Raw genomic sequence first — 25,407 nt, 5'->3', positions numbered from 1 at the left:
CCCGGTGACGTCACCGGGCCGGCGCCCCGCCGTCGGTGTACGAGCAGCGAGCCGGGCGCGCCCGACGAGCCGAGGAGCAGCATGACGCAGCACGACACGACGACCGTGACCCAGGAGCTCGCACGCCGTACGGGCACCGAGCCGGGCGACTGGTTCCTCGTCCACAAGGCGCGCTACGGCATGGAGGTCGTCCTGCGAGCGCTCGCCGAGCACCGCGGGGCCGGCGACGTCGTCACGCAGATCCTCACGTGCGCGACGGCGGTCGACCCGATCCTCGTCGCGGGGCACGCGGCGGTCCACGCAGACGTCGACCCGGGCTCGCTCGCGATCGACCCTGCGCGGCTCGACGTCGGCGAACGCACGCGCGCGGTCGTCCTGCAGCACACCTTCGGGATCGTCGACGACGCGGCGGCGCGCGGCCTGCGCGCCGCCGCCGACGGGATCGGCGCCCTGCTCCTCGAGGACTCGGCGCACTGCGTCGGTCGCATGGCACGCGACGCCGCCGGGCGACCGTACGCGGACGTGTCCATCCACTCCTTCGGCGTCGAGAAGATGCTGTCGACGCGCTTCGGCGGAGCGATCTGGGTCGCGCCCGACCTCGTGGACGGCGCGCTCGGCGACCTGCTGCGTGCCCGTCTCGGTGCGCTTCCGGTCGTGGGTCGCCGTCTCGACCTGCTCGCCCGCGCCTACCGCACGCAGATCCGGGTGCTCAACCGTCTCCCGCAGCGCGTCGCGCGCACCCTGCGGGGCGGCCTCGTGCGCGCCGGGCTGCTCGACCCCGCGATCGCCCCGGTCGAGATGCGCGGCGGGCTCCCGTACAGCCCGTCGGCACCGTCGGCCTGGATGACGGCCCAGGTCGCCGCTGCCCTCCCGGGGCTCGCGGCCGACGAGGAGCGCCGAGCAGCGTGCGTCACGGCGTACGTCGAGGCGCTCGCCGGGATCGTCGAGATCCCGTCAGCGATCCTCGACGGGGTGCGTGCCGGCGAGCCATCCCCCCTCGTGCGGCTCCCTCTGCTCGCGCGGGACGAGGCCGCCGCCGAGCGGCTGCTCGCGGAGCTCGGCTCGGCGCGCGTGCACGCGGGACGCTGGTACCGGCCGGCGCTCTTCCCCGGGGTCGAGGACCCTGCGACGTACGGCTACACGCCCGGGGACCCGACGCTCACGACGAGCGAGGACGCGATCTCCAGGCTCGTCAACCTGCCGACGAACGTCACGGTCGAGCGTGCCCGCGAGATCGCCGCGGTCGTCCGGGACGTCGTCAGCGGTTGAGACGCTCGCGGCCGTGCCGCACGAAGTCGAGCGTGCGGCGCAGGTCGATACGGGCCAGCTCGAGCAGCCTGCGGGGCGAACGGTCCGCGGCGTAGCGCAGGGTGTGCGTGATGCCGTGGCGACGCGCGGCCCGCAGCATCGGGCGCAGCGACCGCGGCGCGTAGAGGCGCGCCACGAGGTACGGCACGTTGAGCCAGAGCCGCTCGTCCTGCGTGACGACGTCGGGTAGCTCGTCACCGCGGACGAGGTCGTCGACGTAGCAGCGCGTGAGGTTGCCGCCCGCGGCCATCGTGTAGAAGCTCGCCGCTCCCTGGCGCAGGTTCACCTCGAGGATCGTGCGCGCACCCGTCCGCGTGTCGATCATGACGTCGAGGTTGGCGGGCCCCGTGTAGCCGACGCCGTCGAGGAGCCTGCGGACGGTCGCCGTCACGTCGTCGTCGTGCGTCGTGACGATCGCGTTGTAGTTGCCCACGAGGCCTGGGTCGGGCTCGCCGAGGACGATCTGCCCGAGCGACAGGAAGCGCATGCGTCCGTGGCGGTCGGAGTAGGTGTTGACGACCTGCATGACCGACTCGTCGCCCGCGAGGTACTCCTGGACGACGATGTCGTCGTCGTAGCCGCCCTCGAACATGCGACGCACGACGTCGCGCAGCTCGGCGGCGTCGTCCGCGAGATAGACCTTCTGCTTGCCAGGGAACCGCAGCCGCGGGTAGATGTCGGTGTTTGCGGGCTTGACGATGACGGGGTAGGCGAAGGGCAGCCCGTCACCGAGGGCCGCGTCGACCGGGCCGGGTCGCACGACGACGGTCTGCGGGTGCGGGATCCCGAGCTCGGCGCACAGCTCCGCGAAGCGAGCCTTGTGCATGAGCCGGTCGGCGAGCTCCTTGCGCACGAGCGGGATGACGTAGTGCTCCTCGAGGGCATTCCGGTGGTCGAGGACGACGCCGGCGTAGAACTCGATGTTCGGCAGCAGCAGGAGCGTGCGTCCGTCCGCGCGGAGCTCCGCCGCGAGGTCGAGGAGCGTCGCGACGACGACCTCCGGGTCCCCGAGGCTGGTGTGCGCACGGACGTCGACGATGCTCGACGACGCGGTCTCGCGGAGGGCCGCGCGCCCGAGCGCGATGGTCCGGACGCCGAACGCCTCGTGGAGCGAGCGAGCCATGTTGTACGTGTTGATGTTCGTCCCGAGGATCACGGGGACGAACTCGGCGTTGCCGTAGGTCATGCGACGGGGCTCCAGGTGGGGAAGCGACCGGCGCGGGGCGCCGCGAGCCTTGTCATCCTACGACGGAGCCCCATCCGGGCGCCGGGCCGGGACGTCCGTCGCCCGACTGTGCGGGTGCGCGGGGTCTAGCATGACGAGGTGACGTCCGAGCGAAGCAACGCCCCTGGTACCCGCCCCTTCGTCGGGGTCGTCGGCGGGGTCGGGCCGCTCGCGACCGCGTACTTCCTCAACCACGTCGTCCGGCTCACGGTCGCCGAGCGCGACCAGGACCACGTCGACATGGTCGTGCTCAACCACGCGACGATCCCGGACCGCACCGAGTTCGTCCTCGGCCGTTCCGAGCAGGACCCGGGCCCGGTGCTCGCGCGGGACGCCCGGCGCCTGGAGGAGTTCGGCGCTGACTTCCTCGTCATGCCGTGCAACACGGCGCACTACTTCACGCAGCAGGTGCTCGACGCGATCTCGGTGCCGTTCGTCTCGATCATCGCGACGACGGTCGACGCCGTGCGCGACCGCGTGCCGGGGCTGCGCGCGGTCGGGCTCCTCGCCACGAGCGGGACGTCGTCGTCGGGCGTCTACCAGGACGCGTTCGACGCCTACGGCGTCGCTACGCTCGTGCCCGACGAGGCCGACCAGGCGGTCGTCACGTCGATCATCTACGACCAGGTGAAGGCCGGCCGCCCCGCGGACCTCGAGGCGCTGCGCGGCGTGGTCGAACGTCTCGTCGAGCGAGGGGCGCAGGCCGTCATCCTCGGATGCACCGAGCTCTCGGTCGTCGCGGTCGACCACGGGCTGCTCGACGAGCCGCTCTTCGTCGACTCGACCGACCAGCTCGCGCGCGCGACGATCCGCCGTGCGGGCGGTACCGTGCGGGGAGAGGCGCCCGGGGCCTGAGCCGGCTGCTCCGCGTCAGGCGGTGCGCCAGCGGGCGACGAGCACGTCGCGAGCCCGCAGCAGGGTCGCGAGCCGCAACCCGCCCCCGCCCGGGACGGCGTCGCCCGCGACGATCCGGCCTGCCCCGGGACCGGCGGCCGTCGGGCTGGTCGTCACGCAGAGGTCGTCGACGAGGCCGTCGCCGAGGAGGTCGGCGAGCAGGTGCGGGCCACCCTCGGTGAGGATGCGGCGCAGGCCGCGGCCCGCGAGGTCCGTGAGCGCGGCGCGCAGGTCGACGTCGTCCGTGCCGGCGACGACGAGCCGCTCGGGCGGGACCGCCCCGTCGAGCCGCTGCGCACCCGCGGACGACGTGACGACGAGGACGGTCGCGTCCGCCCGGAGGTGCTCCGGGACCTCGCCCGAGCGCGTGACGACGGCGAGGACGAGCCTGTCCGCCCCGCCCTGCTCCGCGCGGAGCCCGCGCAGGTGGGCGGGCACTTCGATCGGCCCGTAGCCCTCGGCGCGGACGGTGCCTGCCCCGACGAGGACGACGTCGGCGAGGGCGCGCAGCACCTCGAAGACCCGCAGGTCGGCGGGGCCGTTGATCGAGCCCGAGCGGTGGTCGTGGCCCCACGCCGCGCCGTCGACCGTCGAGATCATGTTCGCGCGGACCCACGCGCCCGGCACGGCGCCCTCGCGCCGGCTCGTCGCGGGGTGCGCGAGGAGAAGGCCGAGCCCGGGCTCGTCGGTCTCGGGGGGCAGGATCGTGCCGCCCGCGGTCGCACCCTCGGCGACGAGGAGGTCGAACGTGGGCCGGTCGCTCAGGGAGGTCATGCGGCAAGCCTAGGACGGAGCGCGGTGTGACGAGCGTCGCACCGTGAGGCGCGGGACCAAGGTCCCGGACCGGGGTTGCCGCGGATACCGTGGACGGGTGACCCGACCGACCGCGCTGTGCGACGTGCGCCCCGCCGTCGGGCGCGAGCGGCTCCTCACGGACCTCGTGCCCCCGCGGCACTTCGAGGGCGCCTCCTTCGCGAGCTACGTGCCTGACGCGGCTCACCCGAGCCAGCAGGCCGCGGTCGAGCGCCTCGCGCAGGTCGCCGAGCAGCTGATGGCGCCCGTGCGCGGGCTCGGGGCGCTCCTGCGCCGGCGACGCGTGACACCTCCCGCGGTCTACCTCGACGGCGGCTTCGGCGTCGGCAAGACCCACCTGCTCGCCGCCCTCGCGAACGCGCTCGGTCCCGAGCGGGCCGCGTTCGGCACGTTCGTCGAGTACACGAACCTCGTCGGCGCGCTCGGCTTCGCCGCGACCGTCGACGCGCTCGGCGCGCTCGACCTCGTGTGCATCGACGAGTTCGAGCTCGACGACCCGGGTGACACGGTGCTCGTCTCGCGGCTCCTGCGGGAGCTCGCCGACCGCGACGTCGCGCTCGCCGCGACGTCGAACACCCTGCCCGACGCCCTCGGGGAGGGCCGCTTCGCCGCTGAGGACTTCCTCCGCGAGATCCAGGCGCTCTCCGCCCGCTTCGAGGTGCTGCGCGTCGACGGCGACGACTACCGTCAGCGTGCCGTCGTCACCGACGCCCACCCGTTGCCCGACCACCTGCTCGTCGCGGCCACGGCCCACCGCGCCGGGGCGACGTGCGACTTCCTCGACGACCTGCTCGCGCACCTGCGCACGGTCCACCCGAGCCGCTACGGCGCGCTGCTCGACGGCGTCGAGCTCGTCGCTCTGCGCGGTGTGCGGACCGTCGACCGTCAGGACGACGCGCTGCGGCTCGTCGTCCTCGCCGACCGGCTCTACGACCGGGGCGTGCCCGTCCTGCTCGGCGGCGACGAGCGCACAGCGCTCTTCACGTCGCAGATGCTCGCGGGCGGCTACCGCAAGAAGTACCTGCGCACGCTCTCACGCCTCGGCGCGCTCGCGCAGGAGGGCCGCGAGCTCGTCGCAGCCGGGACGGCCGGCGCGCCGACGTCGGTCTGACGCGCCGGCGTCCGGTCAGCGGGTCGCGGCGAGCCGCGCCTTCTCGACCTCGACGTCGTAGTCGACCGTGGGCCAGCCGAGGTCGAGCGTGCGGAGCGCGTCGAGCAGCAGTTTCGTCACGGCGAGGCGCGCGTAGTCCTTGGAGTCCGCAGGAACGACGTACCAGGGTGCCTCGGGGATGCTCGTGCGGTCGAGCACGGCCTGGTAGGCCTCCTGGTAGTCGTCCCAGAGCAGACGCGTGTCGACGTCGCTCGGGTTGTACTTCCACTGCTTGTCGGGACGCTCGAGCCTCGCGGCGAGACGGTCGTGCTGCTCGTCGTGGGAGACCATGAGCGCGACCTTGACGATCGTCGTGCCGCTCGCGACGAGCTCGCGCTCGAACGCGACGATCTCGTCGTAGCGCGCCTCCCAGACCTCGGGCGCGACGAGGTTCTTGACGCGTGCGACGAGGACGTCCTCGTAGTGCGAGCGGTCGAACACGCCGATGCGTCCCGCGGGCGGCAGCGCCTTGCGGATCCGCCAGAGGAAGTCGTGCTCGCGCTCCTCGGGCGTCGGGACGCCGAACGAGCGGATCGCAAGGCCCTGAGGGTCGACCATGCCCGCGACGTGCCGGACGATGCCACCCTTGCCCGCGGTGTCGAGGCCCTGGATGACGAGCAGCACGGAGCGCGTGCCGTCCGTGCGGCCCTCGGCGAAGAGCCGCTCCTGGAGGTCAGCGAGCTCGTCGCCCAGCAGCGCGCGCAGGTCCGCGGCGGTCGCGACGTCCTTGATCCCGGGCGTCGCGGCGCGGTCCATGCCCGCGAGGTCGAAGGACCCGGGCTCGGCGCCCGCCCGCAGCGCGTCCGGAAGCGAGTCGAGCCGTGCCAGCTTCTTCTTGCCCATGTGCGGACTCCCGTCGTCGGGGCGGCTCCGTCGCCGCCCGTCTCCGGGGAGTATCCCGCACCGGGCGCCGGCCGCGCGCCGGGACGCGCGCCCGTCAGCCCTCGGGTGTCGCCGTCCGTGGCGTGTGGGGGAGCGGCACGACCAGGGCGTGGAGCGGGGGACGGACGAGCACGACGACTGAGCGTGACGTCACGAGAAGCTGCGCGCCCGCGTCCACGACGCCCGAGACCTGCCCGTCGCCCGGCACCGCGCGCGGCGCGTCGGGGTCGTCGGTGCGCAGCACGAGCGTCCACGTCGTCCCGTACCTGGCGGACGGGAGCGTGAACGTCACGTCCTCGGAGTAGGCGTTGAAGAGGACGAGGACGGTGTCGTCGACGAGCCGGTCGCCCGCGGCGTCGGGCTCGGTGATCGCCTCGCCGTCGAGCAGCACTCCGACCGTGCGCGCGAACGACGCGTCCCAGTCGGCCTGGTCCATCACGTCGCCGCTCGTGTCGAACCACACGACGTCCGGCAGGGCGTCGGCGGGGACCTGCGTGCCGTCGGGAAGGTGCTCGGGCGGTCGGCCCGTGAGGAACCGGCGCCGTCGCAGCACGGGATGCTCGCGCCGGAGGGCGACGAGGCGCTGCGTCACCGCGAGGAGCGAACGCGCGTCGTCGTCGAGGTCCCAGTCCATCCACGACGTCGCGTTGTCCTGGCAGTACACGTTGTTGTTCCCGCCCTGCGTGCGGCCGATCTCGTCGCCGTGGGAGATCATCGGAACGCCCTGCGACAGCAGGAGCGTCGCGAGGAAGTTGCGCTGCTGGCGCGCGCGCAGGGCGCGCACCGCGGGATCGTCCGTCGGCCCCTCGACGCCGTGGTTCCACGACCGGTTGTGCGACTCGCCGTCGCACCCGCCCTCGCCGTTGGCCTCGTTGTGCTTGCCGTCATAGCTCACGAGGTCCGCGAGCGTGAAGCCGTCGTGCGCCGTGACGAAGTTGATCGACGCGGCGGGGCGTCGACCCGTGCTCTCGTAGAGGTCGGAGGAGCCCGTGAGCCGGCTGGCGAACTCCGGCAGCGTCGAGGGCTGCCCGCGCCAGAAGTCCCGCACCGTGTCGCGGTAGAGGCCGTTCCACTCGGTCCACAGAGGAGGGAACCCGCCTACCTGGTAGCCCCCGTCGCCGAGGTCCCACGGCTCGGCGATGAGCTTGACCTGGCTGATGACGGGGTCCTGCTGGACGAGGTCGAAGAACGCCGAGAGCCGGTCGACCTCGTGGAACTGCCGCGCGAGCGTCGCCGCGAGGTCGAAGCGGAAGCCGTCGACGTGCATCTCGGTCACCCAGTAGCGCAGCGAGTCCATGATGAGCTGCAGCACGTGCGGCGAGCGCATGAGCAGGGAGTTGCCCGTGCCGGTCGTGTCGAAGTAGTGCGCGGGGGAGTCGTCGACGAGCCGGTAGTACGCCGCGTTGTCGATGCCGCGGAACGAGAGCGTCGGCCCCATGTGGTTGCCCTCCGCCGTGTGGTTGTAGACGACGTCGAGGATCACCTCGATGTCGGCCTCGTGCAGCGCCTTGACCATCGCCTTGAACTCGTGCACCTGCTGCCCGCGCGACCCCGAGGACGAGTAGGCGTTGTGCGGCGCGAGGAACCCGATCGTGTTGTAGCCCCAGTAGTTCGTGAGGCCGCGGTCGCGCAGGACGGGGTCGTCGACGAACTGGTGGACCGGCATGAGCTCGACGGCCGTGATGCCGAGGTCCTTGAGGTACGCGACGACGGCCGGGTGCGCGAGCCCTGCATACGTACCGCGCAGGTGCTCGGGAACGGCCGGGTGCGTCATGGTGAGGCCGCGCACGTGCGCCTCGTACACGACGGTCTCGTGGTAGGCGTGGCGCGGCGGACGATCGTGGCCCCAGTCGAAGAACGGGTTGACGACGACCGAGTACATCGTGTGCGCGGCCGAGTCCCGCGCGTCGAGGTGAGCGGCGTCGTCGAGCACCGCGCCGTCGGCGGCGCGCGTGTAGGAAAGCAGGACGTCGGAGGAGTCGATCATCCCGTCGACGGCCTTCGCGTACGGGTCGAGCAGGAGCTTCGCAGGATTGCAGCGGTGGCCCTGGTCCGGGTCGTACGGCCCGTGCACGCGGAAGCCGTACCGCTGGCCGGGGGCGATGCCGGACACGTGGACGTGCCACACGTGCGCGGTCGACTCGGTGACCTCCAGGCGCGTCTCGGTCCCGTCGTCGGCGAGGAGGCAGAGCTCGACGCGGTCGGCGACGGCCGAGAAGAGCGCGAAGTTCGTGCCGCCACCGTCGAAGGTTGCACCGAGCGGGTAGGGACGACCTGGGCGCGTTCTCATCCCCCCAGGGTGCCACGGGCGCGGTGCTGCGCGCGTGCGCGCAGGTGTGCTCAGCCGCGGGGGGCGGTCGGCAGCTCGGTGCGGGTGGCGGCGGCGCGCTGCGGGAAGGTCGGCAGAGCGCGGCTGGGCGCGTGCGTCGCGTCATCCGTCCGCCGGACGCGCACGATGCACCGACCCGGGGCGACGAACGTCTCGATGCCGTCGAGCACCCACGGGCCTCGCCCACGGGCGAGCACGCCCTCGAGGAGACCCTCGTGGAGCCTGCAGACGACCTCGGGATGCTCGCGGGCGAGGTCGAAGAACGGGCAGCCGTGGGTCTCGAGGACGGTGCCACCCTCGCTCGTCTCGGGGTCGAACCCGGTGGCGGCGAGGTGGTCCTCGAGGAGCGCGAGCTGCGCGCAGCCTGCGCCGGACACCGGGTCGAGATCCGTGCACCCGTCGTCGACCCGCGGGCCCTGGGCGGGGGAGCCGAGCAGGGTGCCGGGGTGGCGCGACGCCTCGCGTCCTAGGTCACGGGCACGCTCGACGTCGTGGGGAGTGCCCGAGCCGAAGCCCTGGAGGAGCAGCCGGAGCAGCTCCTCGCGTGCGTGCTCGTCGCGCTCGTCGGCCGCGCGTCCCGGGGTGGTGACGGGCTCGGGGGTCGCGACCGCGTGGTAGAGCATGCGCGGGCGGCCTCGCGTGCGGCGCTCCTCGGGAGCGCAGGTGACGAAGCCGGCGTCGATGAGCCGCGCCAGATGCTCCCGGGCCGTGTTCGCGTGGATGCCGACGACCTGGGCAAGCTCCGTGACGGTGAGGCCGTCGCGGTGCTGGAGCGCGTCGAGCAGCGCGACCCGGCTCGCCGAGGCGAGCGCGCGGTACGTGGTGACACGACGGTTGCTCATGTCACAATTATTGACGGCGTCTCGCGGGCGGCCGTGGGACTTCGGTCCGAGCGCGACGGTCGTCGACTGGCGCCTCCGGCCTGCTCAGGGGACGTGGACGGGCAGGACGAGGCGCGTCTCGGCCGCAGCGGGGTCGCCGTCGGGAGCGGGATCGGAGACGTACTCCTCGACGAGGTCGCCGCGGGCGACGAGCCCGCGCGCTCCACGCTCGTCCTCGAGCCGCATCCACACGTGCGGAAGGCACGCGTATGCGCCGCGGTGCGTCGTCACGAGGGCGCGCCCGCCCGGGATCGACGTCGTCGTCGCCCGCCCGACGTCGAGGGATGTGCCGTCGGGCACCGGGACAGCGGCCGAGACGTCGGTCGAGGCTCCGGGGCGCGCGTGGTACCACGCGAGGAACGGCCCGGTCGCTGGGATCCCGGCCTCAGCGAGTGTCGCTGCGAGCTCGTCGAAGGCGGCCGGGAGGAACTCGCCGAGGGCGCCGACCGGCACCGCGGCACGGATCGTCAGAAGGGGCTGCTGTACCAGTTCGACGAGCTCGACGTGCATGAGTCCTCCTGCGGCGGCCGGTGATGGCCCGAGCATAGCCCGGACTCTCACGTCCGTCGCGATTCGGACGGACGTGACCATCCAGGGCGTGAGGTGACGGCTGGACGAGTGGCCCGGGGGCGAGGTGCGCCGGGAACGACGAAGGCCACCCCGAGGGGGTGGCCTTCGTGCTGTGGGCGATACTGGGATCGAACCAGTGACCTCTTCCGTGTCAGGGAAGCGCGCTACCGCTGCGCCAATCGCCCGACGCCTGGAACCAGGCGGGGTGGAGCCGATCCATGCGACGAGCCGCCCGTAGGGCGGCTCGAGGAAGGATTCTCGTCCGAGCGGATGACGGGATTCGAACCCGCGACCCTCACCTTGGCAAGGTGATGCTCTACCACTGAGCCACATCCGCACGCCATCGCGATCCGGTTTCCCGGGCCGCGCGGTGCTCACTAAAGATAGTCCACGCAGGCACCGTTCTCCAAAACGGCGGAAGCGCGCGGTGCGTGACGGGTACGCCGGAGCAGGTGCCGTTCACTGTCGCCGAGCCCGTCGCCGCACTCGTCGGCGTCCCTGTCGCCGCTCTCGTCGACGAGCCTGTCGCAGCGCCCGGCGGCCCGAGCTGGGGCAGGCACGGATTGACGCTGGACTTCCGCTCGACGGTGGGCCAGCGTCAATCCGTCGAGAAGGAGGGGCGTCGCGGGCCACGGCCGGATCGGGCCCGCCGGGAGCCGGATCAGGGCCCGCGAGGAGCCGGTCCGGGGCCTGCCGGCAGCACGCCAGAGGCCTGCCGGCAGCAGGCCGGTTCTGTCGCGTACGGCGGTGGCGTCGCCGGGAACGACGAAGGCCACCCCGAGGGGTGGCCTTCGTGCTGTGGGCGATACTGGGATCGAACCAGTGACCTCTTCCGTGTCAGGGAAGCGCGCTACCGCTGCGCCAATCGCCCAGAGTTGTGCTGCTGCGAGGTGGAGACGGGATTCGAACCCGTGTGTACGGCTTTGCAGGCCGCTGCCTCGCCTCTCGGCCACTCCACCGTGGACTACGCGAACCGGCGAACCGGCGCTCGTCTCCGAGCGGATGACGGGATTCGAACCCGCGACCCTCACCTTGGCAAGGTGATGCTCTACCACTGAGCCACATCCGCATGACATCGGCCTCCGAGTCTCCCCGGTGCCGTGGCACTCGCAGAACACTAGTCGACACTTGCACGGACGTCCAACTCACACGGGTGTGACCTGCCCCCGGACGGCCCGTGAGCAGAGCCGCGCCGCGGGATATCGTGGCGGCGTGACGTCCCAGGCCGGCCCCGCAGCGCCCGCGACGGCGCGCTTCGGCGGTCTCGTCGCCCGGGGTGTCGTCGACGTCGTCGACCCCTCGACGCGCGCCGGGGCCGAGCGTATCGCCCGCGGCGGGACCTGGTTCGTCCGTGCGACGTTCGAGGGGGAGTGCGTCGCGTGGCGCATGGCCGAGGTGGAGCCCGACGTCGGGACGCCCGGTGCCCGCCCGTGGCGCGGGCCCGACGCCGACGCATGGACGAGCTCGCTCGACGCGGACGCCTACCGAGCCGGCGTGCGCGCGATCCGCGCGGCGGTCCGGGAGGGGGAGGTCTACCAGGTCAACCTGTGCCGCGTGCTCGCTGCACCCCTTGGCCCAGACGCCTCCGGCGCGGACGGGACCGAGCCCGACGCGGCAGCGCTCGATGTGCGTCTCGCAGCCGGCAACCCCGCGCCGTACGGCGGCCACCTCCACGTGCCCGCAGGCGGCACGTTGCCGGACGGCAGGACGGTTCCCGCGGCATGGGTCGTGCCCGCGTCGCCCGAGCTGTTCCTCGCGCTCGCCGACGGCACGCTCACGTCGTCGCCCATCAAGGGAACTGCGGCGACGGCGTCGGGCCTCACGCCCAAGGACGAGGCCGAGAACGTCATGATCACCGACCTCGTCCGCAACGACCTCCAGCAGGTGTGCGTGCCCGGGACGGTCCGGGTCGAGCGTCTGCTCGACGTCGAGGTCCATCCCGGGCTCGTCCACCTCGTGACGACCGTCGCGGGCGACGTCCGGACCGGCACGCGCTGGGACGAGATCCTCGCCGCGACCTTCCCGCCCGCGTCCGTGTCCGGCGCACCGAAGTCGTCGGCGCTGCGCGTCATCGGTGAGCTCGAGCCCGAGCCGCGCGGCCCGTACTGCGGTGCGTTCGGCTGGATCGACGCTGACGCGGGGCGCGCGCTGCTCGCCGTCGGCATCCGCACGTTCTGGTGGATGGACGGCACGTTGCGCTTCGGCACGGGCGCCGGCATCACGTGGGGCTCCGACCCCGAGGGCGAGTGGCAGGAGACACAGCTCAAGGCGGCGCGGCTCGTCGCGCTCGCCTCCACGGCCCGCGCGGCCGCCGCTCCCGATGAGGACCGATGACGACGGTATGGCTCGACGGCACGCACGTGGACGGGCGCGCGACGATCCCCGTGTCCGACCACGCCCTCACGCTCGGCGACGGGGTCTTCGAGACGCTCGTCGTCGTGCGGGACCGACCCTTCGCCGTGACGCGGCACGTCGCGCGCCTCCGGGCGTCGGCGACCGCCGTCGGGCTGCCCGCGCCCGACGAGGACGCGGTCCGCGGCGCGCTCGACGCTGTCCTGCGCGCCGACCCGGCGGTCGGCCGGCTTCGCGTCACGTGGACTGCGGGCGACGGCCCTGCAGGACCGGTGCGTGGCGACGGCCCCGGCCGCCTGCTCGTCGTCGGCACGCCCGCACCCGTGCCCGGGCCGGTCCGGGTGTGGCGCGCGCCATGGGTCCGCAACGAGCGTTCACCGCTTGCGGGGGTGAAGTCGACGTCCTACCAGGAGAACGTCGTCGCGCTCGCCGCCGCGCGGCGCCACGGCGCCGACGAGGCGCTGCTCGCCGACACGACCGGACGGCTCAGCGAGGCCGCGACGTCGAACGCCCTCGTGAGCGACGGTGCCGGGCTCCTCACCCCGACGCTCGCGACGGGCTGCCTGCCCGGCGTCACCCGGGCGCTCCTGCTCGCCTGGTCGGACGCGCTGCCCGTCCCGGTCCGAGAGGGCGACGTCGCGTTCGACGACCTCGACGGACGTGCTCTCGCGCTCACGTCCTCGCTGCGGGGTGTCGCGCCCGTCGTCGCCCTCGACGGCACGACCCTGGCCGCCGACGACCGCGTCGGGCAGGTTGCGGCAGCGTTCGCCGCCCGCCGCGACGACGACCTCGATCCGTGAGTCCGGGTGACGGATGTCTCCCGAACGTCACCCGGACGTCCTGCGTGCGCCCGGTCGGACCGCTCATAAACTGACCGACCAGCACCGACGAGCACCGCGAGGAGGACGCATGCATCACGCGACGACCGACGGCCGTCACGCCGCGCGCCGCGCGCCGGCCCCATCGGCGTGCTCGGGTTCCTCGGCGAGCTGCTGCTGACCCTCGGCGCCGTCGTCGGGCTCTTCGTCGTCTGGCAGCTCTGGTGGACCGGGCTCGGCCCCGTCCAGGAGGCCAAGGAGCAGGTCACACAGTTCTATGCCCACGTCGAGCCGGCTGCGCCGGAGCCCGTCGCCCCCGAGGGGCTCCGGACGGACGACGTCCCCGACGTCGCCCAGGTCGCCCATGGCGAGACGCTCGGCGTGCTCATCGTGCCGTCGTGGGCGGACAAGACGCAGAACCGGATGCCTGTCGTCGAGGGTGTCACCCCCGACATCCTGGACCGTGCGTTCGCGGGTCACTACCCGGGGACGGCCACGCCCGGAGGGCTCGGCAACTTCTCGGTCGCCGGGCACCGGCGCTCGTACGGCAACAACTTCCTCCACGCGCCAGATCTCGAGGTCGGCGATGCGGTCGTCGTCGAGACCGCCGAGACGTGGTTCGTCTATCGCGTCACTGGGCACGAGATCGTCACGCCCGACCGCACGGACGTCGTCGCGCCCGTGCCCGGCAAGCCCGGTGCGGTGCCCGATCGGCGCCTGCTCACCATGACGACGTGCCACTCGCTGCGCTACGGCGCGTTCGGCAACGATCATCGCTGGATCGTCCACGCCGAGCTTGAGGGGTGGTTGCCGCGCTCCGCGGGCACGCCCGACGTCGTCGCCGAGATGGAGGCCTCCTGATGTGGACCTGGATCTTCCGACGCCTGCCGGGACCCGCTCCCGTGCGGCTGCTGCTCGTCCTCATCGTCATGCTCGCGGTCGTCGGGGCACTGTTCGTCTGGGTGTTCCCGTGGGTCGCGGAGCAGTGGCCGGGCCTCGTGGGGCGTCCTGACGTCGCGGTGTCCGGGGCTCCGTGGCGGGGCTGAGCGCACCGCCTCGTGACGCGGCCTGAAGACGCCGCCCGAGAACGACGAAGGCCCCTCCCGATCGGGAGGGGCCTTCGTGCTGGTGGGCGATACTGGGTTCGAACCAGTGACCTCTTCGGTGTGAACGAAGCGCGCTACCACTGCGCCAATCGCCCGGCGTGGTGCGTGGAAGACTCTAGCGCGTGGTCGGGCGAGGTGCGAAATCGGCGGCGTCGGTGCACCCTTCGGACGCGGCGCAGCCCGTCGCCGTGAGGGCGCGCGCGATGTCGCGGAGCTGATCGACCTGGGCCGCGTCGAGGCGGTCGAAGACGGCCGCGCGCACCTGGGAGACGTGCCCGGGTGCGGCGGCGACGACCGCGGCGAGGCCGTCGTCCGTGAGGCGCGCGAGGACGGCGCGGCGGTCGTCCGGGTCGGCGGCGCGTTCGACGAGGCCCCTGGCCTCGAGCCTGCCGAGGGTGCGGGACATGCGGGGGGCGGGTGTCGCGGTGAGGCGTGCGAGCGTCGCCTGGGGGAGGGTGCGCTCCGTGGACTCGGAGAGCATCGCGAGCGTGAGGTACTCGACGAGCCCGAGCCCGTCGTCGTGCTGGAGCTGGGAGTCGAGGAGCGCGGGCAGGCGGATCGTCAGGGCGGCGAGCGCGAGCCACGCCTCCTGCTCGTCGGGGGTGAGCCACCTGGGGTCTGCCATGGGCTCATCGTACTGCTTGACAACGCAATGGTTGCGGACGCAATAATTGACCACGCAACTTCCAGTCGAACCCGGAGCACCATGAACATCGCACTGTGGGCCCTCGCCGGCCTTGCCGCCGCCATCTTCCTCATGGCCGGCCTCATGAAGGCCACCCAGCCCAAGGCGAAGCTCGCCGCGAACGGCATGGCCTGGACCGAGGACTTCGCCCAGAACCAGATCCGCCTCATCGGCCTCGCCGAGATCCTCGGCACCCTCGGCCTCGTCCTGCCGGGCGCGACCGGCATCGCGACCTGGCTCGTGCCCGTCGCCGCCGCACTCCTCGCCGTCACCATGGTCGGCGCGATCGTCACGCACGTCCGTCGCTCCGAGCCCGCGACGCCCGCGATCGTCCTCCTCGTGCTCGCGCTCGTCGTCGCCGTCGGACGGGCCTTCGTCGCCTTCTGAGCCCCACCACGACGCACGTCGGGCCGCCACCCCAGCGGGGTGGCGGCCCGACGTGCGTCGCAGGTGGGTCAGATCATCGGGAGCACGATCTCCCGGACCTTGGCGCGCAGCACCTTGCCGAGCATCGAGCGCGGCGTCTCCGAAATCGCGACGATCCGCTTCGGCACCTTGTACGCCGCGAGCCGCGACCGGCAGTGCTCCCGCAGCGCGGCCTCGTCGAGCGTCGCCCCGTCCTCGAGCTCGACCGCCGCGACGACCATCTCGCCGCCTCGCTCGAGCGGCTTGCCGACGACCGCCGCATCCTTGACCGACGGGTGCAGCCGCAGCACCTCCTCGACCTCCGACGGCGCGACGTTGAAACCGCCCGTGATGACGAGCTCCTTGACGCGGTCGACGATCGTCGTGAAACCGTCCGCGTCGACGGTGACGATGTCGCCGGTACGCAGCCAGCCGTCGTCGAGAAGCGTCTTTGCCGTCTCCTCGGGCGCGTTCCAGTAGCCCTGGAAGACCTGCGGGCCCTTGAGCAGCAGCTCGCCCGGCTCGCCCTGCGTGACCTCGCGCGTCGGGTCGTCCTGGTCGACGACCTTCATCCACGTCGACGGGAAGGGCACACCGATCGTGCCCGTGCGACGCGTCGGGTGGAACGGGTTGCCGAGCGCGACGGGGGAGGACTCGGTCATGCCATAGCCCTCGACGAGCAGGCCGCCCGACATCGACTCCCACAGCTCGACGACGTGGTCGGGCAGGTTCATCGCGCCCGAGATGCAGAACTTCGCCGACGCGAGCGAGATGCCGCGCTCCTTGGCCGCGAGCGCCGTGCGCTCATAGATCGGCGGGACCGCGCAGTACACCGTCGCGGGAGACTTCTTCCACGCGTCGAGGATCATGCCAGGCTCGAACTTGGGGAACAGGACGAGAAGCGACTGCTTGAGCACGCCGTACGTGAGGTAGAGCGTCATGCCGAACGCGTGGAACATCGGCAGGATGGCGTAGAAGATCTCCTTGCGGTACTCCGCGCCGTGCATCCACGCCTCGCCCTGGAGCGCGTTCGCGTAGAGGTTGCGGTGCGAGAGCATCGCGCCCTTGGGTCGCCCGGTCGTACCCGACGTGTACTGGATGACGGCGAGGTCGTCGACCTCCGGGTGAGGATGCGCCGCGTCGAGCGCAGGGGACGCGAGCAGGTCCTTCCACGCGACCGTGCCCGACGTGCGTGCGGTGAGGCCCGCACGCGTCTCGCGGAGCTTCTTCACCGGGAGGCGCAGGGCGGCCCGCTTCGCGGCGGGGAACTCCGCGAGGAGGTCGACCGCGACTATCGTCGGGATCGCGACGTCTGCGGGAAGCTCCTGGAGCGCCGCGACCGTCTTGTCCCACGCAATCGCGACGCGCGCCTGGTGCGACTCGACGAGGTGGCGGTGCTCACGGGACGTGTAGAGGGGGTTGTGCTCGACGACGACGGCACCGAGACGCAGGACGGAGTAGAACGCGATGACGTGCTGGGGGCAGTTCGGCAGGACGAGGGCGACGCGGTCGCCCGCGCGAACCCCGAGGTTCCGCAGACCCTCGGCGAGCCGGTCGACCTTCGCGCCGAGCTCCGCGTACGTCGTGCGGCGGCCGAAGAACTCCATGGCGGGGCTCTGCCCGGCCTCCCGCACGGAGGTCTCGAACATCGTCACGAGCGAGGTCGTCGGCATCACGATGTCGGCGGGCACGCCCGGCTGGTACTGCGCGACCCAGGGCCGCTCGTCGGTGGAGGTCATGCCCCCCATCTTCTCCCTGCGGCGCGGCGTCCGCGCAAGACTCAGGTCCTGCCGGGTGCGAGAACCGTCACACGTCAGGCCGCGAGGGCTGCCGCTCGGAGCTGGACGAGCGCGAGGTCGAGCCGCGGCGTCGCGACGTCGAGCTCCCGCGCCCAGGTCTGGAAGGCGCCGAGGAGGTGCTCGGTCTCGCCTGCGCGTCCGGCGACGACGTCGCGGTAGAGGGACGACGTGAAGGTCGAGCCCTCGGCCGTGAGCATCTGCACGGCCGCGTGGTGCGCGTCGGGCTGCACCGGGTGCCCGGCCGCCGCGACAACGGCCTCGGCCTCGCTGATCGCACCGAGCACCGCGTCAGAGCCACCGGGGACTGCGACGATGTTGCCGACGTTGTTGCGCAGCAGGCACGTGACCACGCCGGCCGCGACGATGAAAGCCCACTTGGCCCACATGCGGTCGACGATGTCGTCGACCGCCGTGACGCGGAGCCCGTCGACCGTAAGACGCTCCGCGACGCGCTGCGCGCGGGCCGACCCACCGCCGGAGAGCTCGCCGAGCAGGACGCTCACGCCCGGTTCGAGGTGCACGACACGTCCAGCGCGGTCGACTGTCGCGACGACGCGCATGACACCCCCGAGCAGCCGGGCGCCGAAGCGCGCGCGCAGGCGGTCGACATGCTCGGTGCCGTTGAGCAGCGGGACGACGACGCCGTCAGGGGCGAGGGCGTCCTCGATGCCCTCGAGCGCGTCGTCGAGCGACGGCTCCTTGACCGCGAGCACGACGACGTCGAACGTCCCGGTGAGGTCCGAGGCCGTCACGGCTCTCACCGGCAGCGCTGTCGCGCCGTGGGTGTCGACGACGACGAGGCCGTCGTCGTCGAGGTGCTGCCGTCGCCGTTGCCTCACGAGGAACGTCACGTCGACGCCGGCCCTGACGAGCCGGGCCCCCAGCACCCCACCGGTCGCTCCGGCTCCGACGACGAGAACGCGCACGTGACCACCCCTCCGGACGCCCGCAGGAGCACGGCGTCAGCTGAGCCCGACCGTATCCGGCCCAGGACGCGGGCAGGTCACGGACGGGTCTCGATCGGGCCACCCTCCGGACGCGACGCGTCACCGACGACCTGCACGAGGATCGCGGCGAGCTCGTCGGGGCGCGTGATCTGGGGCCAGTGGCCCGTCGGCAGGTCGACGACGTCGAGGTCGGTGAGCAGTCCCGTCTCGGCGAGCCACGGCATGCCGTCGGCGAGCCAGCCGGTGAGCTCGGCGCCCGTGAACGTCGACGCGATGATCGTCGTCGGCAGCGCGCGGCGCGCCGCGTCGTCGCGGAGCGTGAGCTCGCCGTGCGCGACCTCGACCGGCTCGCGTTGCGCGTCGGTCCGCAGCGCGTCGAGGTGCACTGGCGTGAGGTCGCGCAGGTCGCGGTCCCAGCCGTCCTCCCGGAAGAACGACCAGTTCGGGATCGGGACGACGCCGTCCGTGACAGGGAGGTCGGGGTTGACGCGTGCACCCGAGGCGGGCGGCATCGTGTCGACGTAGACGAGCCGGGCGACGCGGTCCGGGCGGGCGTCGGCGGCGCCGGCGACGACGTTGCCGCCGCCCGAGTGCCCGACGAGCACGACGGGCCCGGTGACCGCGTCGATCTCCGCGACGGCGTCCGCGACCACGTCGTCCATCGCGAGGGCCGCGGCCGGCGACCCGGGGACGGCATCGGGACGTTCGACGACGCGGACGTCGTGGCCGGCGGCGCGCAGCGCCGGCAGGGCGGGTCCCCAGGACGAGCCGCGGAGCCAGAAGCCGTGCACGAGGATGACGATCATCCTCCGAGGCTAGGGCGTGAGCTCGCGCACCGCGAGGGACGGGCCGCCCGGGGGAGGATGGACCCGTGACCGACCCGATCGCCCGCCTGCTCGCCGCGCCGCCCGACCTTCCGGTCGCGCCGCACCTCGCCGACGTCCGGACCCGGCTCGCCGAGGCGGGCGTGCTCGTCGTCGCCGCACCGCCCGGCACGGGCAAGACGACGCTCGTGCCGCCCGCCGTGGCGGCTGACGTCGCAGGCCGCGTCGTCGTCACCCAGCCACGCAGGGTTGCGGCGCGTGCCGCCGCGCGCCGCCTCGCAGAGCTGTGCGGCGAGGACGTCGGAGGGATCGTCGGGCACGCGGTGCGCGGTGACGTGCGCCGCAGCGCTCGCACGCGCATCGAGGTCGCGACGGCGGGCCTCCTGCTGCGCAGGCTCCAGTCGGACCCGGGGCTCGAGGGCGTGGACGTCGTCGTGCTCGACGAGGTCCACGAACGCCACCTCGACGCGGACCTGCTGCTCGCGCTGCTCGTCGAGGTGCGGCGCACGCTGCGCCCGGACCTCCGGGTCGTCGCGATGTCCGCGACGCTCGACGCGGCCGCCGTCGCGGGGCTGCTCGGCGACGGCGCTCCCGCGCCCGTCGTCGAGGTCGCGGCCGAGACCTTCCCCGTCGAGGTGCGCTGGACGCCGCCGCCCGCGCGCGTCGCGCGGCTCGACGAGCGCGGCCCGACGCGCGGCTTCCTCGACCACGTCGCGGCGACCGCGCGCACCGCGCTGGCGACCTCTCCGGGCGACGTGCTCGTCATGCTGCCGGGAGCGCGCGAGGTCGACACGGTCGCCCGCGCACTCGAGGGCGCGCGTGCGGCCGACGGTGGGCCGGTCGACGTGCGGCGGCTCCACGGGCGGCTGCCGGGCGCCGAGCAGGACCTCGCGCTGCGCGAGGGCCCGCGGCGACGCGTCGTCGTCGCGACCGCGGTCGCGGAGTCCTCGCTCACCGTCCCGGGCGTACGCACGGTCGTCGACGCGGGGCTCGCGCGCGAGCCCCGCACGGACCACGTCCGTGGGCTCGCGGGTCTCGTCACCGTCTCGGTGAGCCGCGCGGGTGCCGAGCAGCGTGCCGGACGTGCCGGACGGCTCGGACCCGGCACCGTGTGGCGGTGCTGGGCCGAGAACGAGCACCCGCGGCTGCGGCCGTTCGCAGAGCCCGAGATCCGCACGGCGGACCTCGCGGCCTTCGTGCTCGCGGCCGCGTGCTGGGGAAGCGCCTCCGGTGACCTCGCGCTCCTGGACGCGCCGCCCGCGGCCGCGCTCGGCGCGGCGCACGTGACGCTCGCAGCGCTCGGTGCGCTCGACGACGACGGCCGAGTCACCGCGCGCGGCCGCCGGATCGACGCGCTCGGCACGGACCCGCGCCTCGCCCGCGCGCTGCTCGACGGCGCCGAGCTCGTCGGCCCTCAGCGCGCGGCCGAGGTCGTCGCGCTGCTCGACGCCGACGTGCGGGCCACCGGCGCCGACCTCGTCGCGGCGTGGCGACGGCTGCGCCGCGGCGGTCCGGGCAGCGAGGAGTGGCGCCGAGCGGCGCGCCGGTTCGCCGAGCGCCTCGGCGACGCCCGCGGACCCGCGGACAGGCTCGGCGACGACGCGGCCGCGGGCCTCGTCGTCGCGCTCGCGCACCCCGAGCGCGTCGCTCGTCGGCGCCCCGGCGGTCAAGGATTCCTCATGGCCGGCGGCACGGGTGCACGCCTGCCCGACGGCTCCCCGCTCGCGGGAGCGACGTGGCTAGCGATCGCCGACGCCGACCGCGGCCCGGGCCGGTCCGACGCGCTCGTCCGCGCGGCCGCCCCGCTCGACGAGGACTCGGCGCTCGACGCCGCAGGCTCGCTGCTCCTTGAGGAGACGACGCTCGAGCACCGGGACGGCCGTCTCGTCGCGACCCGTCGAACGATGCTCGGTGCGATCACCCTCGTCGAGGAACGCCTGCCCCGTCCCGACCGGGCCACCGTCGCGGCTGCGGTGCGGGAGGGCCTGCGTCGTGACGGCCTTCCGTCGCTCTCGCCCGCCGCGGCGCGGCTCCGGGACCGCCTCGCGCTGCTGCACGGGACCCTCGGGGCGCCCTGGCCCGACGTCTCCGACGTGGCGCTGCTCGCACGTCTCGACGACTGGCTCGGACCCGACCTCGGCGAGCTCAGGACGCCGGCGGACCTCGCGCGTCGGGACGCGAACGCGCTCCGGCGTCTTCTGCCGTGGCCGGACGCGGCGCGGCTCGACGAGCTCGTTCCCGAGCGGATCGACCTCCCGGCCGGGACCAGCGCCGCGGTCGACTATGCGCAGGAGCGGCCGGTGCTCGCCGCCAAGGTGCAGGAGGTCTTCGGCTGGGACGAGACCCCGCGCCTCGTCGGCGGTCGCGTCCCGGTCGTGCTCCATCTGCTCTCGCCCGCGCGTCGGCCTGCGGCCGTGACGAGCGACCTCGCCTCGTTCTGGCGGCAGGGCTACCCGCAGGTCCGCGCCGAGCTACGCGGCCGCTATCCGAAGCACGACTGGCCGGAGGACCCGACCACCGCGACCGCCTCGCGCGGGGTTCGGCGCCGGGACTGACACCGGGGGACCGGGCACGCTGCCAGGATGGTCCCGTGACCGATCCAGTGCCCAGCGGCGTCCGGGACGCCCTCGTCGCGCTCGCCGCGCACCACCTCCCTCCGGGGCCCCTCGTCGTCGAACCGCTCCACGGCGGGATGTTCGCTTCCACGTACCGCATCACGCACCCCGAGGGCATGCGGCTCGTCGCCAAGGTCGCCCCTGAGAGTGTCGACCGGCTCCTCACGTACGAGCACGACGTCCTCGCCACCGAGGTCGCGGTCGACCGGCTGGCCGGGTCGGACCCCGGTACGCTCGTCCCGGAGGTGCTCGCGCACGTCGCCGACCACCCGGTGCTCGGCGCCGGCGTCGCGCTCTTCACGCACCTCGATGGTGCTCCGTGGCTCGAGGTGACGACGGGCGATGACGGGCGCGCTCGTGTCGAGGCGGGACTCGGCACGGTCATGGCGCGGTTCCACGCCGTGGGCAGGCTCCCGTTCGGCTACCCGGCCCTCCCTGCGCTGCAGGGAACGACGTGGCGCGCCGCCTTCTGCGCGATGGTCGACGCGGTCCTCGCGGACGCCGCACGTTGGCAGGTCGACGTCGGGACGGAACGGGTCCGGGCTGCGCTCGCGAGCCACGCCGACGCGCTCGACGACGTCGTCGAGCCTGCCCTCGTCCACACCGACCTGTGGGAGGGCAACGTCCTCCTCGACCCCGCGACTCTCGCCGTCACGGGCGTGGTCGACACCGAGCGGGCCGTGGTCGGCGACCCGGTGCTCGACGTCGTCGGCGCCGACCAGACGTGGCTGCGCGGCGTGTCGCCCACGATGCTTGACGCGTACGGCCGAGCGGCCGAGCCGCGTCATGCACGCGCCCTCGCCGGCCTCGCCGGCCTCGGCCCCCTCGAGGCGCCGGGGCTCGACCGACCGCTGAGCGACGTGCAGCGACGCTTCCTCCTCTACCGGCTCTACTTCGCGCTCCTCATGCAGGTCGAGGTCGTTCCGCGCGCGTACCCGGCCGAAGGGCTCTCGTCGCACCTCGGACGTCTGCGCGCGGTGCAGGACGTCGCGCTCACGCTCCTTGGCGACGATCCGGCCACCGGTGCACCCGTGACCGCCACGGATCGGTAGCATCGTCGGGTGCGGTACGCCGCACGGAACACCACCCACCCACGGACGGCCCCGGTACGGCCGCCCGCGACACCAAGGAGCTCCACGTGTCCGCAGAACCCCAGATCACACTCACCGTCGACGGAGTCGAGACCACGGTGACGACGGGGACGACGGGCACCGAGCTCTTCGCCGACCGCCGCGACGTCGTCGTCCTGCGTGTTGACGGCGAGCTCATGGACCTCTCCACCGTCCTCGCGGCCGGCACCGTCGTCGAGAGCGTCGAGATCGGCTCACCCGACGGCCTCGCGGTGCTGCGCCACTCGGCCGCGCACGTCATGGCCCAGGCGGTCCAGCAGGCAAACCCCGACGCGAAGCTCGGCATCGGACCGCCCATCACCGACGGCTTCTACTACGACTTCGACGTCGAGACGCCGTTCACGCCCGAGGACCTCAAGGCCCTCGAGAAGGCGATGATGCGGATCATCAAGGAGGGCCAGACCTTCCGCCGCGTCGAGGTGAGCGACGCCGAGGCGCTCGAGCAGTGCGCCTCGGAGCCCTACAAGATCGAGCTCATCGGCCTGAAGTCGACCGCCGGCAGCGCCGAGGGCGCGTCCGTCGAGGTCGGCGAGGGCGGCCTGTCGATCTACCAGAACGTCCGCCGCAACGGTGACGTCGCGTGGCAGGACCTGTGCCGCGGCCCGCACCTGCCGTCGACCAAGCTCATCGGCAACGGCTTCAAGATCATGCGCTCGGCCGCCGCGTACTGGCGCGGCTCCGAGAAGAACCCGCAGCTGCAGCGCCTCTACGGCACGGCGTGGCCGACGAAGGACGAGCTCACCGCCTACCTCGACCGCCTCGCGGAGGCCGAGCGTCGCGACCACCGCCGCCTCGGCGCCGAGATGGACCTCTTCTCCTTCCCGGACGCGCTCGGCTCGGGCCTGCCCGTATTCCACCCCAAGGGTGGGGTCATCCGCACGGAGATGGAGGACTACTCGCGCCGCCGTCATATCGAGGCCGGGTACTCGTTCGTCAACACGCCCCACATCACCAAGGGGCACCTCTACGAGATCTCGGGCCACCTCGACTGGTACCGCGACGGCATGTTCCCCGCGATGCACGTCGACGAGGAGGTCGACGACGCGGGCGTCGTGACGAAGCCGGGCCAGGACTACTACCTCAAGCCCATGAACTGCCCGATGCACAACCTCATCTTCGACGCGCGCGGGCGCTCCTACCGCGAGCTGCCGCTGCGGCTGTTCGAGTTCGGCACGGTGTACCGCTACGAGAAGTCGGGCGTCATCCACGGCCTCACGCGCGTGCGTGGCCTCACGCAGGACGACGCGCACATCTACTGCACCAAGGAGCAGATGAAGGGCGAGCTCACGACGACGCTGCGTTTCGTCCTCGACCTGCTCGCCGACTACGGCCTCGACGACTTCTACCTCGAGCTCTCGACGAAGAACCCCGAGAAGTTCGTCGGCGACGACGACGTGTGGGAGGAAGCGACGCGCACGCTCGAGGAGGTCGCGACCGAGTCGGGCCTCGAGCTCGTCCCGGACCCGGGCGGCGCCGCGTTCTACGGCCCGAAGATCTCGGTGCAGGCGCGCGACGCGATCGGTCGCACGTGGCAGATGTCGACGATCCAGCTCGACTTCAACCTGCCCGAGCGTTTCGAGCTCGAGTACACGGCGGCCGACGGCACGCGCCAGCGTCCCGTGATGATCCACCGTGCGCTCTTCGGGTCGATCGAGCGATTCTTCGGCGTGCTCCTCGAGCACTACGCGGGGGCGTTCCCGGCGTGGCTCGCGCCCGTGCAGGTCGTCGCGATCCCGGTCGCGGAGCCGTTCAACGACTACCTCGCGGACGTCGTCGCACAGCTGCGCGCGGCGGGCGTGCGTGCCGAGCTCGACGACTCCTCGGACCGCTTCCCCAAGAAGATCCGCACGGCGTCGACGCAGAAGATCCCCCTCACGCTCATCGCGGGCGGCGAGGACGTCGAGAACGGCGCGGTCTCGTTCCGCTTCCGCGACGGTTCGCAGGAGAACGGCATCCCCGTCGCCGACGCGGTCGAGCGCATCCTCGCGGCGATCCGCGACCGCGTGCAGGTCTGAGCATGACGACGGACGACGTCCGCGAGCCCGGGGCTGAGCCGGCCCCGGGCCTCGCGGGCGTGCCCGACGGCTTCGGCCGGCTGTGGACCCCGCACCGCATGGTGTACATCCAGGGCGAGAACAAGCCGACCGACCCGGGCGAGGCGTCGTGCCCGTTCTGCGTGGCGCCCGGGCGCGACGATGCGGACGCGCTCGTCGTGCACCGCGGCGAGGTCGCGTACGTCGTCATGAACCTCTACCCGTACAACGGCGGGCACCTCCTCGTCTGCCCGTACCGGCACGTCTCGGACTACACCGACCTCACCGAGACCGAGACCCGTGAGGTCGCCGAGCTCACGCAGACCGCGATGCGCGTCCTGCGCGAGGTCTCGGGCCCCGCGGGGTTCAACCTCGGCATGAACCAGGGGGAGGTCGCGGGCGCGGGCATCGCGGCGCACCTCCACCAGCACGTCGTGCCGCGCTGGCTCGGTGACATGAACTTCCTGCCCGTCGTCGGGCGCACCAAGGCGCTGCCGGAGCTGCTCGCGGACACGCGCGCACGTCTCGCGGCCGCGTGGCCCGACGGCTCGAACTGACCGACCGCGCGCCCCGGGCGCGCAGGTCCGCACCCGCGGACCGGACGCCGGGACCCCCGGCACCCAGGGCTCCGGCCCGCTGAC

22 protein-coding genes and 6 tRNA genes are annotated in these 25,407 nt (G+C 73.1%); 12 read left to right on the top strand and 16 right to left on the bottom strand.

Features of this window, described 5'->3' with window-relative positions; genetic code table 11:
* The first annotated feature begins 81 nt into the window (after positions 1-81).
* Entirely contained in the window at positions 82-1,269 is a 1,188-nt protein-coding gene (locus G7063_RS08375) for a DegT/DnrJ/EryC1/StrS family aminotransferase (RefSeq protein ID WP_166413991.1), read from the top strand.
* Here the strand turns inward: G7063_RS08375 and G7063_RS08370 are convergent.
* A complete protein-coding gene (locus G7063_RS08370; RefSeq protein ID WP_166413990.1) occupies positions 1,259-2,494 on the bottom strand; it encodes a hypothetical protein in 1,236 nt (411 codons plus the stop codon). The two genes, G7063_RS08375 and G7063_RS08370, sit on opposite strands and share 11 nt — an antisense overlap.
* 138 nt (positions 2,495-2,632) lie before the next feature.
* Here G7063_RS08370 and G7063_RS08365 point away from each other — a divergent pair, with 138 nt between their 5' ends.
* Positions 2,633-3,388, top strand: coding sequence for an aspartate/glutamate racemase family protein (locus G7063_RS08365; RefSeq protein ID WP_166413989.1), 756 nt, complete (start codon positions 2,633-2,635; stop codon positions 3,386-3,388).
* A gap of 15 nt (positions 3,389-3,403) precedes the next feature.
* Here the strand turns inward: G7063_RS08365 and G7063_RS08360 are convergent, their stop codons facing one another.
* A complete protein-coding gene (locus G7063_RS08360; protein ID WP_166413988.1) occupies positions 3,404-4,201 on the bottom strand; it encodes a dihydrofolate reductase family protein in 798 nt (265 codons plus the stop codon).
* 97 nt (positions 4,202-4,298) lie between these two features.
* Here G7063_RS08360 and zapE point away from each other — a divergent pair, with 97 nt between their 5' ends.
* Positions 4,299-5,351 carry a cell division protein ZapE gene (zapE, locus tag G7063_RS08355; RefSeq protein WP_166413987.1) on the top strand — a complete coding sequence of 351 codons (1,053 nt, stop codon included), beginning with the start codon at positions 4,299-4,301 and terminating at the stop codon, positions 5,349-5,351.
* Between the two features lie 15 nt (positions 5,352-5,366).
* Here the strand turns inward: zapE and G7063_RS08350 are convergent, their stop codons facing one another.
* The 9 genes from G7063_RS08350 to G7063_RS08310 all read right to left on the bottom strand — a co-directional run bounded on the left by G7063_RS08350 (position 5,367) and on the right by G7063_RS08310 (position 11,121).
* Entirely contained in the window at positions 5,367-6,233 is an 867-nt protein-coding gene (locus G7063_RS08350) for a PPK2 family polyphosphate kinase (protein WP_166413986.1), read from the bottom strand.
* A gap of 94 nt (positions 6,234-6,327) precedes the next feature.
* Complete coding sequence (gene glgX / locus G7063_RS08345; protein WP_166413985.1) at positions 6,328-8,562, bottom strand: glycogen debranching protein GlgX; 2,235 nt, start codon at positions 8,560-8,562, stop codon at positions 6,328-6,330.
* 50 nt (positions 8,563-8,612) lie between these two features.
* Positions 8,613-9,443, bottom strand: a complete 831-nt coding sequence (locus G7063_RS08340) for a metalloregulator ArsR/SmtB family transcription factor (RefSeq protein ID WP_166413984.1) — start codon at positions 9,441-9,443, stop codon at positions 8,613-8,615.
* Positions 9,444-9,527: 84 nt separating this feature from the next.
* Positions 9,528-9,992 carry a GyrI-like domain-containing protein gene (locus G7063_RS08335; RefSeq protein ID WP_166413983.1) on the bottom strand — a complete coding sequence of 155 codons (465 nt, stop codon included), beginning with the start codon at positions 9,990-9,992 and terminating at the stop codon, positions 9,528-9,530.
* Positions 9,993-10,165: 173 nt separating this feature from the next.
* Positions 10,166-10,237, bottom strand: a tRNA-Val gene (locus tag G7063_RS08330).
* An 80-nt stretch (positions 10,238-10,317) separates the two neighbouring features.
* Positions 10,318-10,389, bottom strand: a tRNA-Gly gene (locus G7063_RS08325).
* A 462-nt stretch (positions 10,390-10,851) separates the two neighbouring features.
* A tRNA-Val gene (locus G7063_RS08320) sits at positions 10,852-10,923 on the bottom strand.
* Positions 10,924-10,940: 17 nt separating this feature from the next.
* Positions 10,941-11,011, bottom strand: a tRNA-Cys gene (locus G7063_RS08315).
* Positions 11,012-11,049: 38 nt separating this feature from the next.
* Positions 11,050-11,121, bottom strand: a tRNA-Gly gene (locus tag G7063_RS08310).
* A gap of 143 nt (positions 11,122-11,264) precedes the next feature.
* Here G7063_RS08310 and G7063_RS08305 point away from each other — a divergent pair.
* The 4 genes from G7063_RS08305 (at position 11,265) to G7063_RS08290 (ending at position 14,268) form a co-directional block, all read left to right on the top strand.
* Positions 11,265-12,386, top strand: coding sequence for a chorismate-binding protein (locus tag G7063_RS08305; RefSeq protein ID WP_166413982.1), 1,122 nt, complete (start codon positions 11,265-11,267; stop codon positions 12,384-12,386).
* Positions 12,383-13,204 carry an aminotransferase class IV gene (locus G7063_RS08300; protein WP_166413981.1) on the top strand — a complete coding sequence of 274 codons (822 nt, stop codon included), beginning with the start codon at positions 12,383-12,385 and terminating at the stop codon, positions 13,202-13,204. Before G7063_RS08305 ends, G7063_RS08300 begins: the two co-directional genes overlap by 4 nt.
* A gap of 168 nt (positions 13,205-13,372) precedes the next feature.
* Entirely contained in the window at positions 13,373-14,083 is a 711-nt protein-coding gene (locus G7063_RS08295) for a class E sortase (RefSeq protein ID WP_166413980.1), read from the top strand.
* Positions 14,083-14,268: a hypothetical protein gene (locus tag G7063_RS08290; RefSeq protein WP_166413979.1), complete on the top strand. Its 186-nt coding sequence runs from the start codon at positions 14,083-14,085 to the stop codon at positions 14,266-14,268. The genes G7063_RS08295 and G7063_RS08290 overlap by 1 nt, the downstream gene beginning before the upstream one ends.
* Positions 14,269-14,348: 80 nt before the next feature.
* On the opposite strand, the gene G7063_RS08285 is transcribed toward G7063_RS08290, so the two are convergent.
* Together G7063_RS08285 and G7063_RS08280 are read right to left on the bottom strand one after the other, a co-directional pair.
* A tRNA-Val gene (locus tag G7063_RS08285) sits at positions 14,349-14,423 on the bottom strand.
* A gap of 20 nt (positions 14,424-14,443) precedes the next feature.
* Positions 14,444-14,953, bottom strand: a complete 510-nt coding sequence (locus G7063_RS08280) for a MarR family winged helix-turn-helix transcriptional regulator (RefSeq protein WP_166413978.1) — start codon at positions 14,951-14,953, stop codon at positions 14,444-14,446.
* Between the two features lie 81 nt (positions 14,954-15,034).
* On the opposite strand from G7063_RS08280, the gene G7063_RS08275 reads away from it, so the two are divergent.
* Positions 15,035-15,400 carry a DoxX family protein gene (locus tag G7063_RS08275; protein ID WP_166413977.1) on the top strand — a complete coding sequence of 122 codons (366 nt, stop codon included), beginning with the start codon at positions 15,035-15,037 and terminating at the stop codon, positions 15,398-15,400.
* Between the two features lie 68 nt (positions 15,401-15,468).
* On the opposite strand, the gene G7063_RS08270 is transcribed toward G7063_RS08275, so the two are convergent.
* The 3 genes from G7063_RS08270 to G7063_RS08260 all read right to left on the bottom strand — a co-directional run bounded on the left by G7063_RS08270 (position 15,469) and on the right by G7063_RS08260 (position 18,970).
* Positions 15,469-17,157 carry a long-chain-fatty-acid--CoA ligase gene (locus tag G7063_RS08270; RefSeq protein WP_166413976.1) on the bottom strand — a complete coding sequence of 563 codons (1,689 nt, stop codon included), beginning with the start codon at positions 17,155-17,157 and terminating at the stop codon, positions 15,469-15,471.
* Positions 17,158-17,231: 74 nt separating this feature from the next.
* Positions 17,232-18,143, bottom strand: coding sequence for a ketopantoate reductase family protein (locus G7063_RS08265; RefSeq protein ID WP_166413975.1), 912 nt, complete (start codon positions 18,141-18,143; stop codon positions 17,232-17,234).
* 77 nt (positions 18,144-18,220) lie between these two features.
* Positions 18,221-18,970 carry an alpha/beta fold hydrolase gene (locus G7063_RS08260; protein ID WP_166413974.1) on the bottom strand — a complete coding sequence of 250 codons (750 nt, stop codon included), beginning with the start codon at positions 18,968-18,970 and terminating at the stop codon, positions 18,221-18,223.
* 65 nt (positions 18,971-19,035) lie between these two features.
* Between G7063_RS08260 and hrpB the strand changes: the two genes are divergently transcribed.
* The 4 genes from hrpB to G7063_RS08240 all read left to right on the top strand — a co-directional run bounded on the left by hrpB (position 19,036) and on the right by G7063_RS08240 (position 25,323).
* A complete protein-coding gene (gene hrpB / locus G7063_RS08255) occupies positions 19,036-21,543 on the top strand; it encodes an ATP-dependent helicase HrpB (protein WP_206188125.1) in 2,508 nt (835 codons plus the stop codon).
* Between the two features lie 35 nt (positions 21,544-21,578).
* Positions 21,579-22,655: a phosphotransferase family protein gene (locus G7063_RS08250; protein ID WP_166413973.1), complete on the top strand. Its 1,077-nt coding sequence runs from the start codon at positions 21,579-21,581 to the stop codon at positions 22,653-22,655.
* A gap of 86 nt (positions 22,656-22,741) precedes the next feature.
* Positions 22,742-24,748 carry a threonine--tRNA ligase gene (gene thrS / locus G7063_RS08245; RefSeq protein WP_166413972.1) on the top strand — a complete coding sequence of 669 codons (2,007 nt, stop codon included), beginning with the start codon at positions 22,742-22,744 and terminating at the stop codon, positions 24,746-24,748.
* A 2-nt stretch (positions 24,749-24,750) separates the two neighbouring features.
* A complete protein-coding gene (locus tag G7063_RS08240) occupies positions 24,751-25,323 on the top strand; it encodes an HIT domain-containing protein (RefSeq protein WP_166413971.1) in 573 nt (190 codons plus the stop codon).
* The last annotated feature ends 84 nt before the right edge of the window (positions 25,324-25,407 follow it).

This window comes from Sanguibacter sp. HDW7, from assembly GCF_011300875.1.
Taxonomy (GTDB): domain Bacteria; phylum Actinomycetota; class Actinomycetes; order Actinomycetales; family Cellulomonadaceae; genus Flavimobilis.
This window is presented reverse-complemented; position numbering and strand designations above follow the sequence as displayed.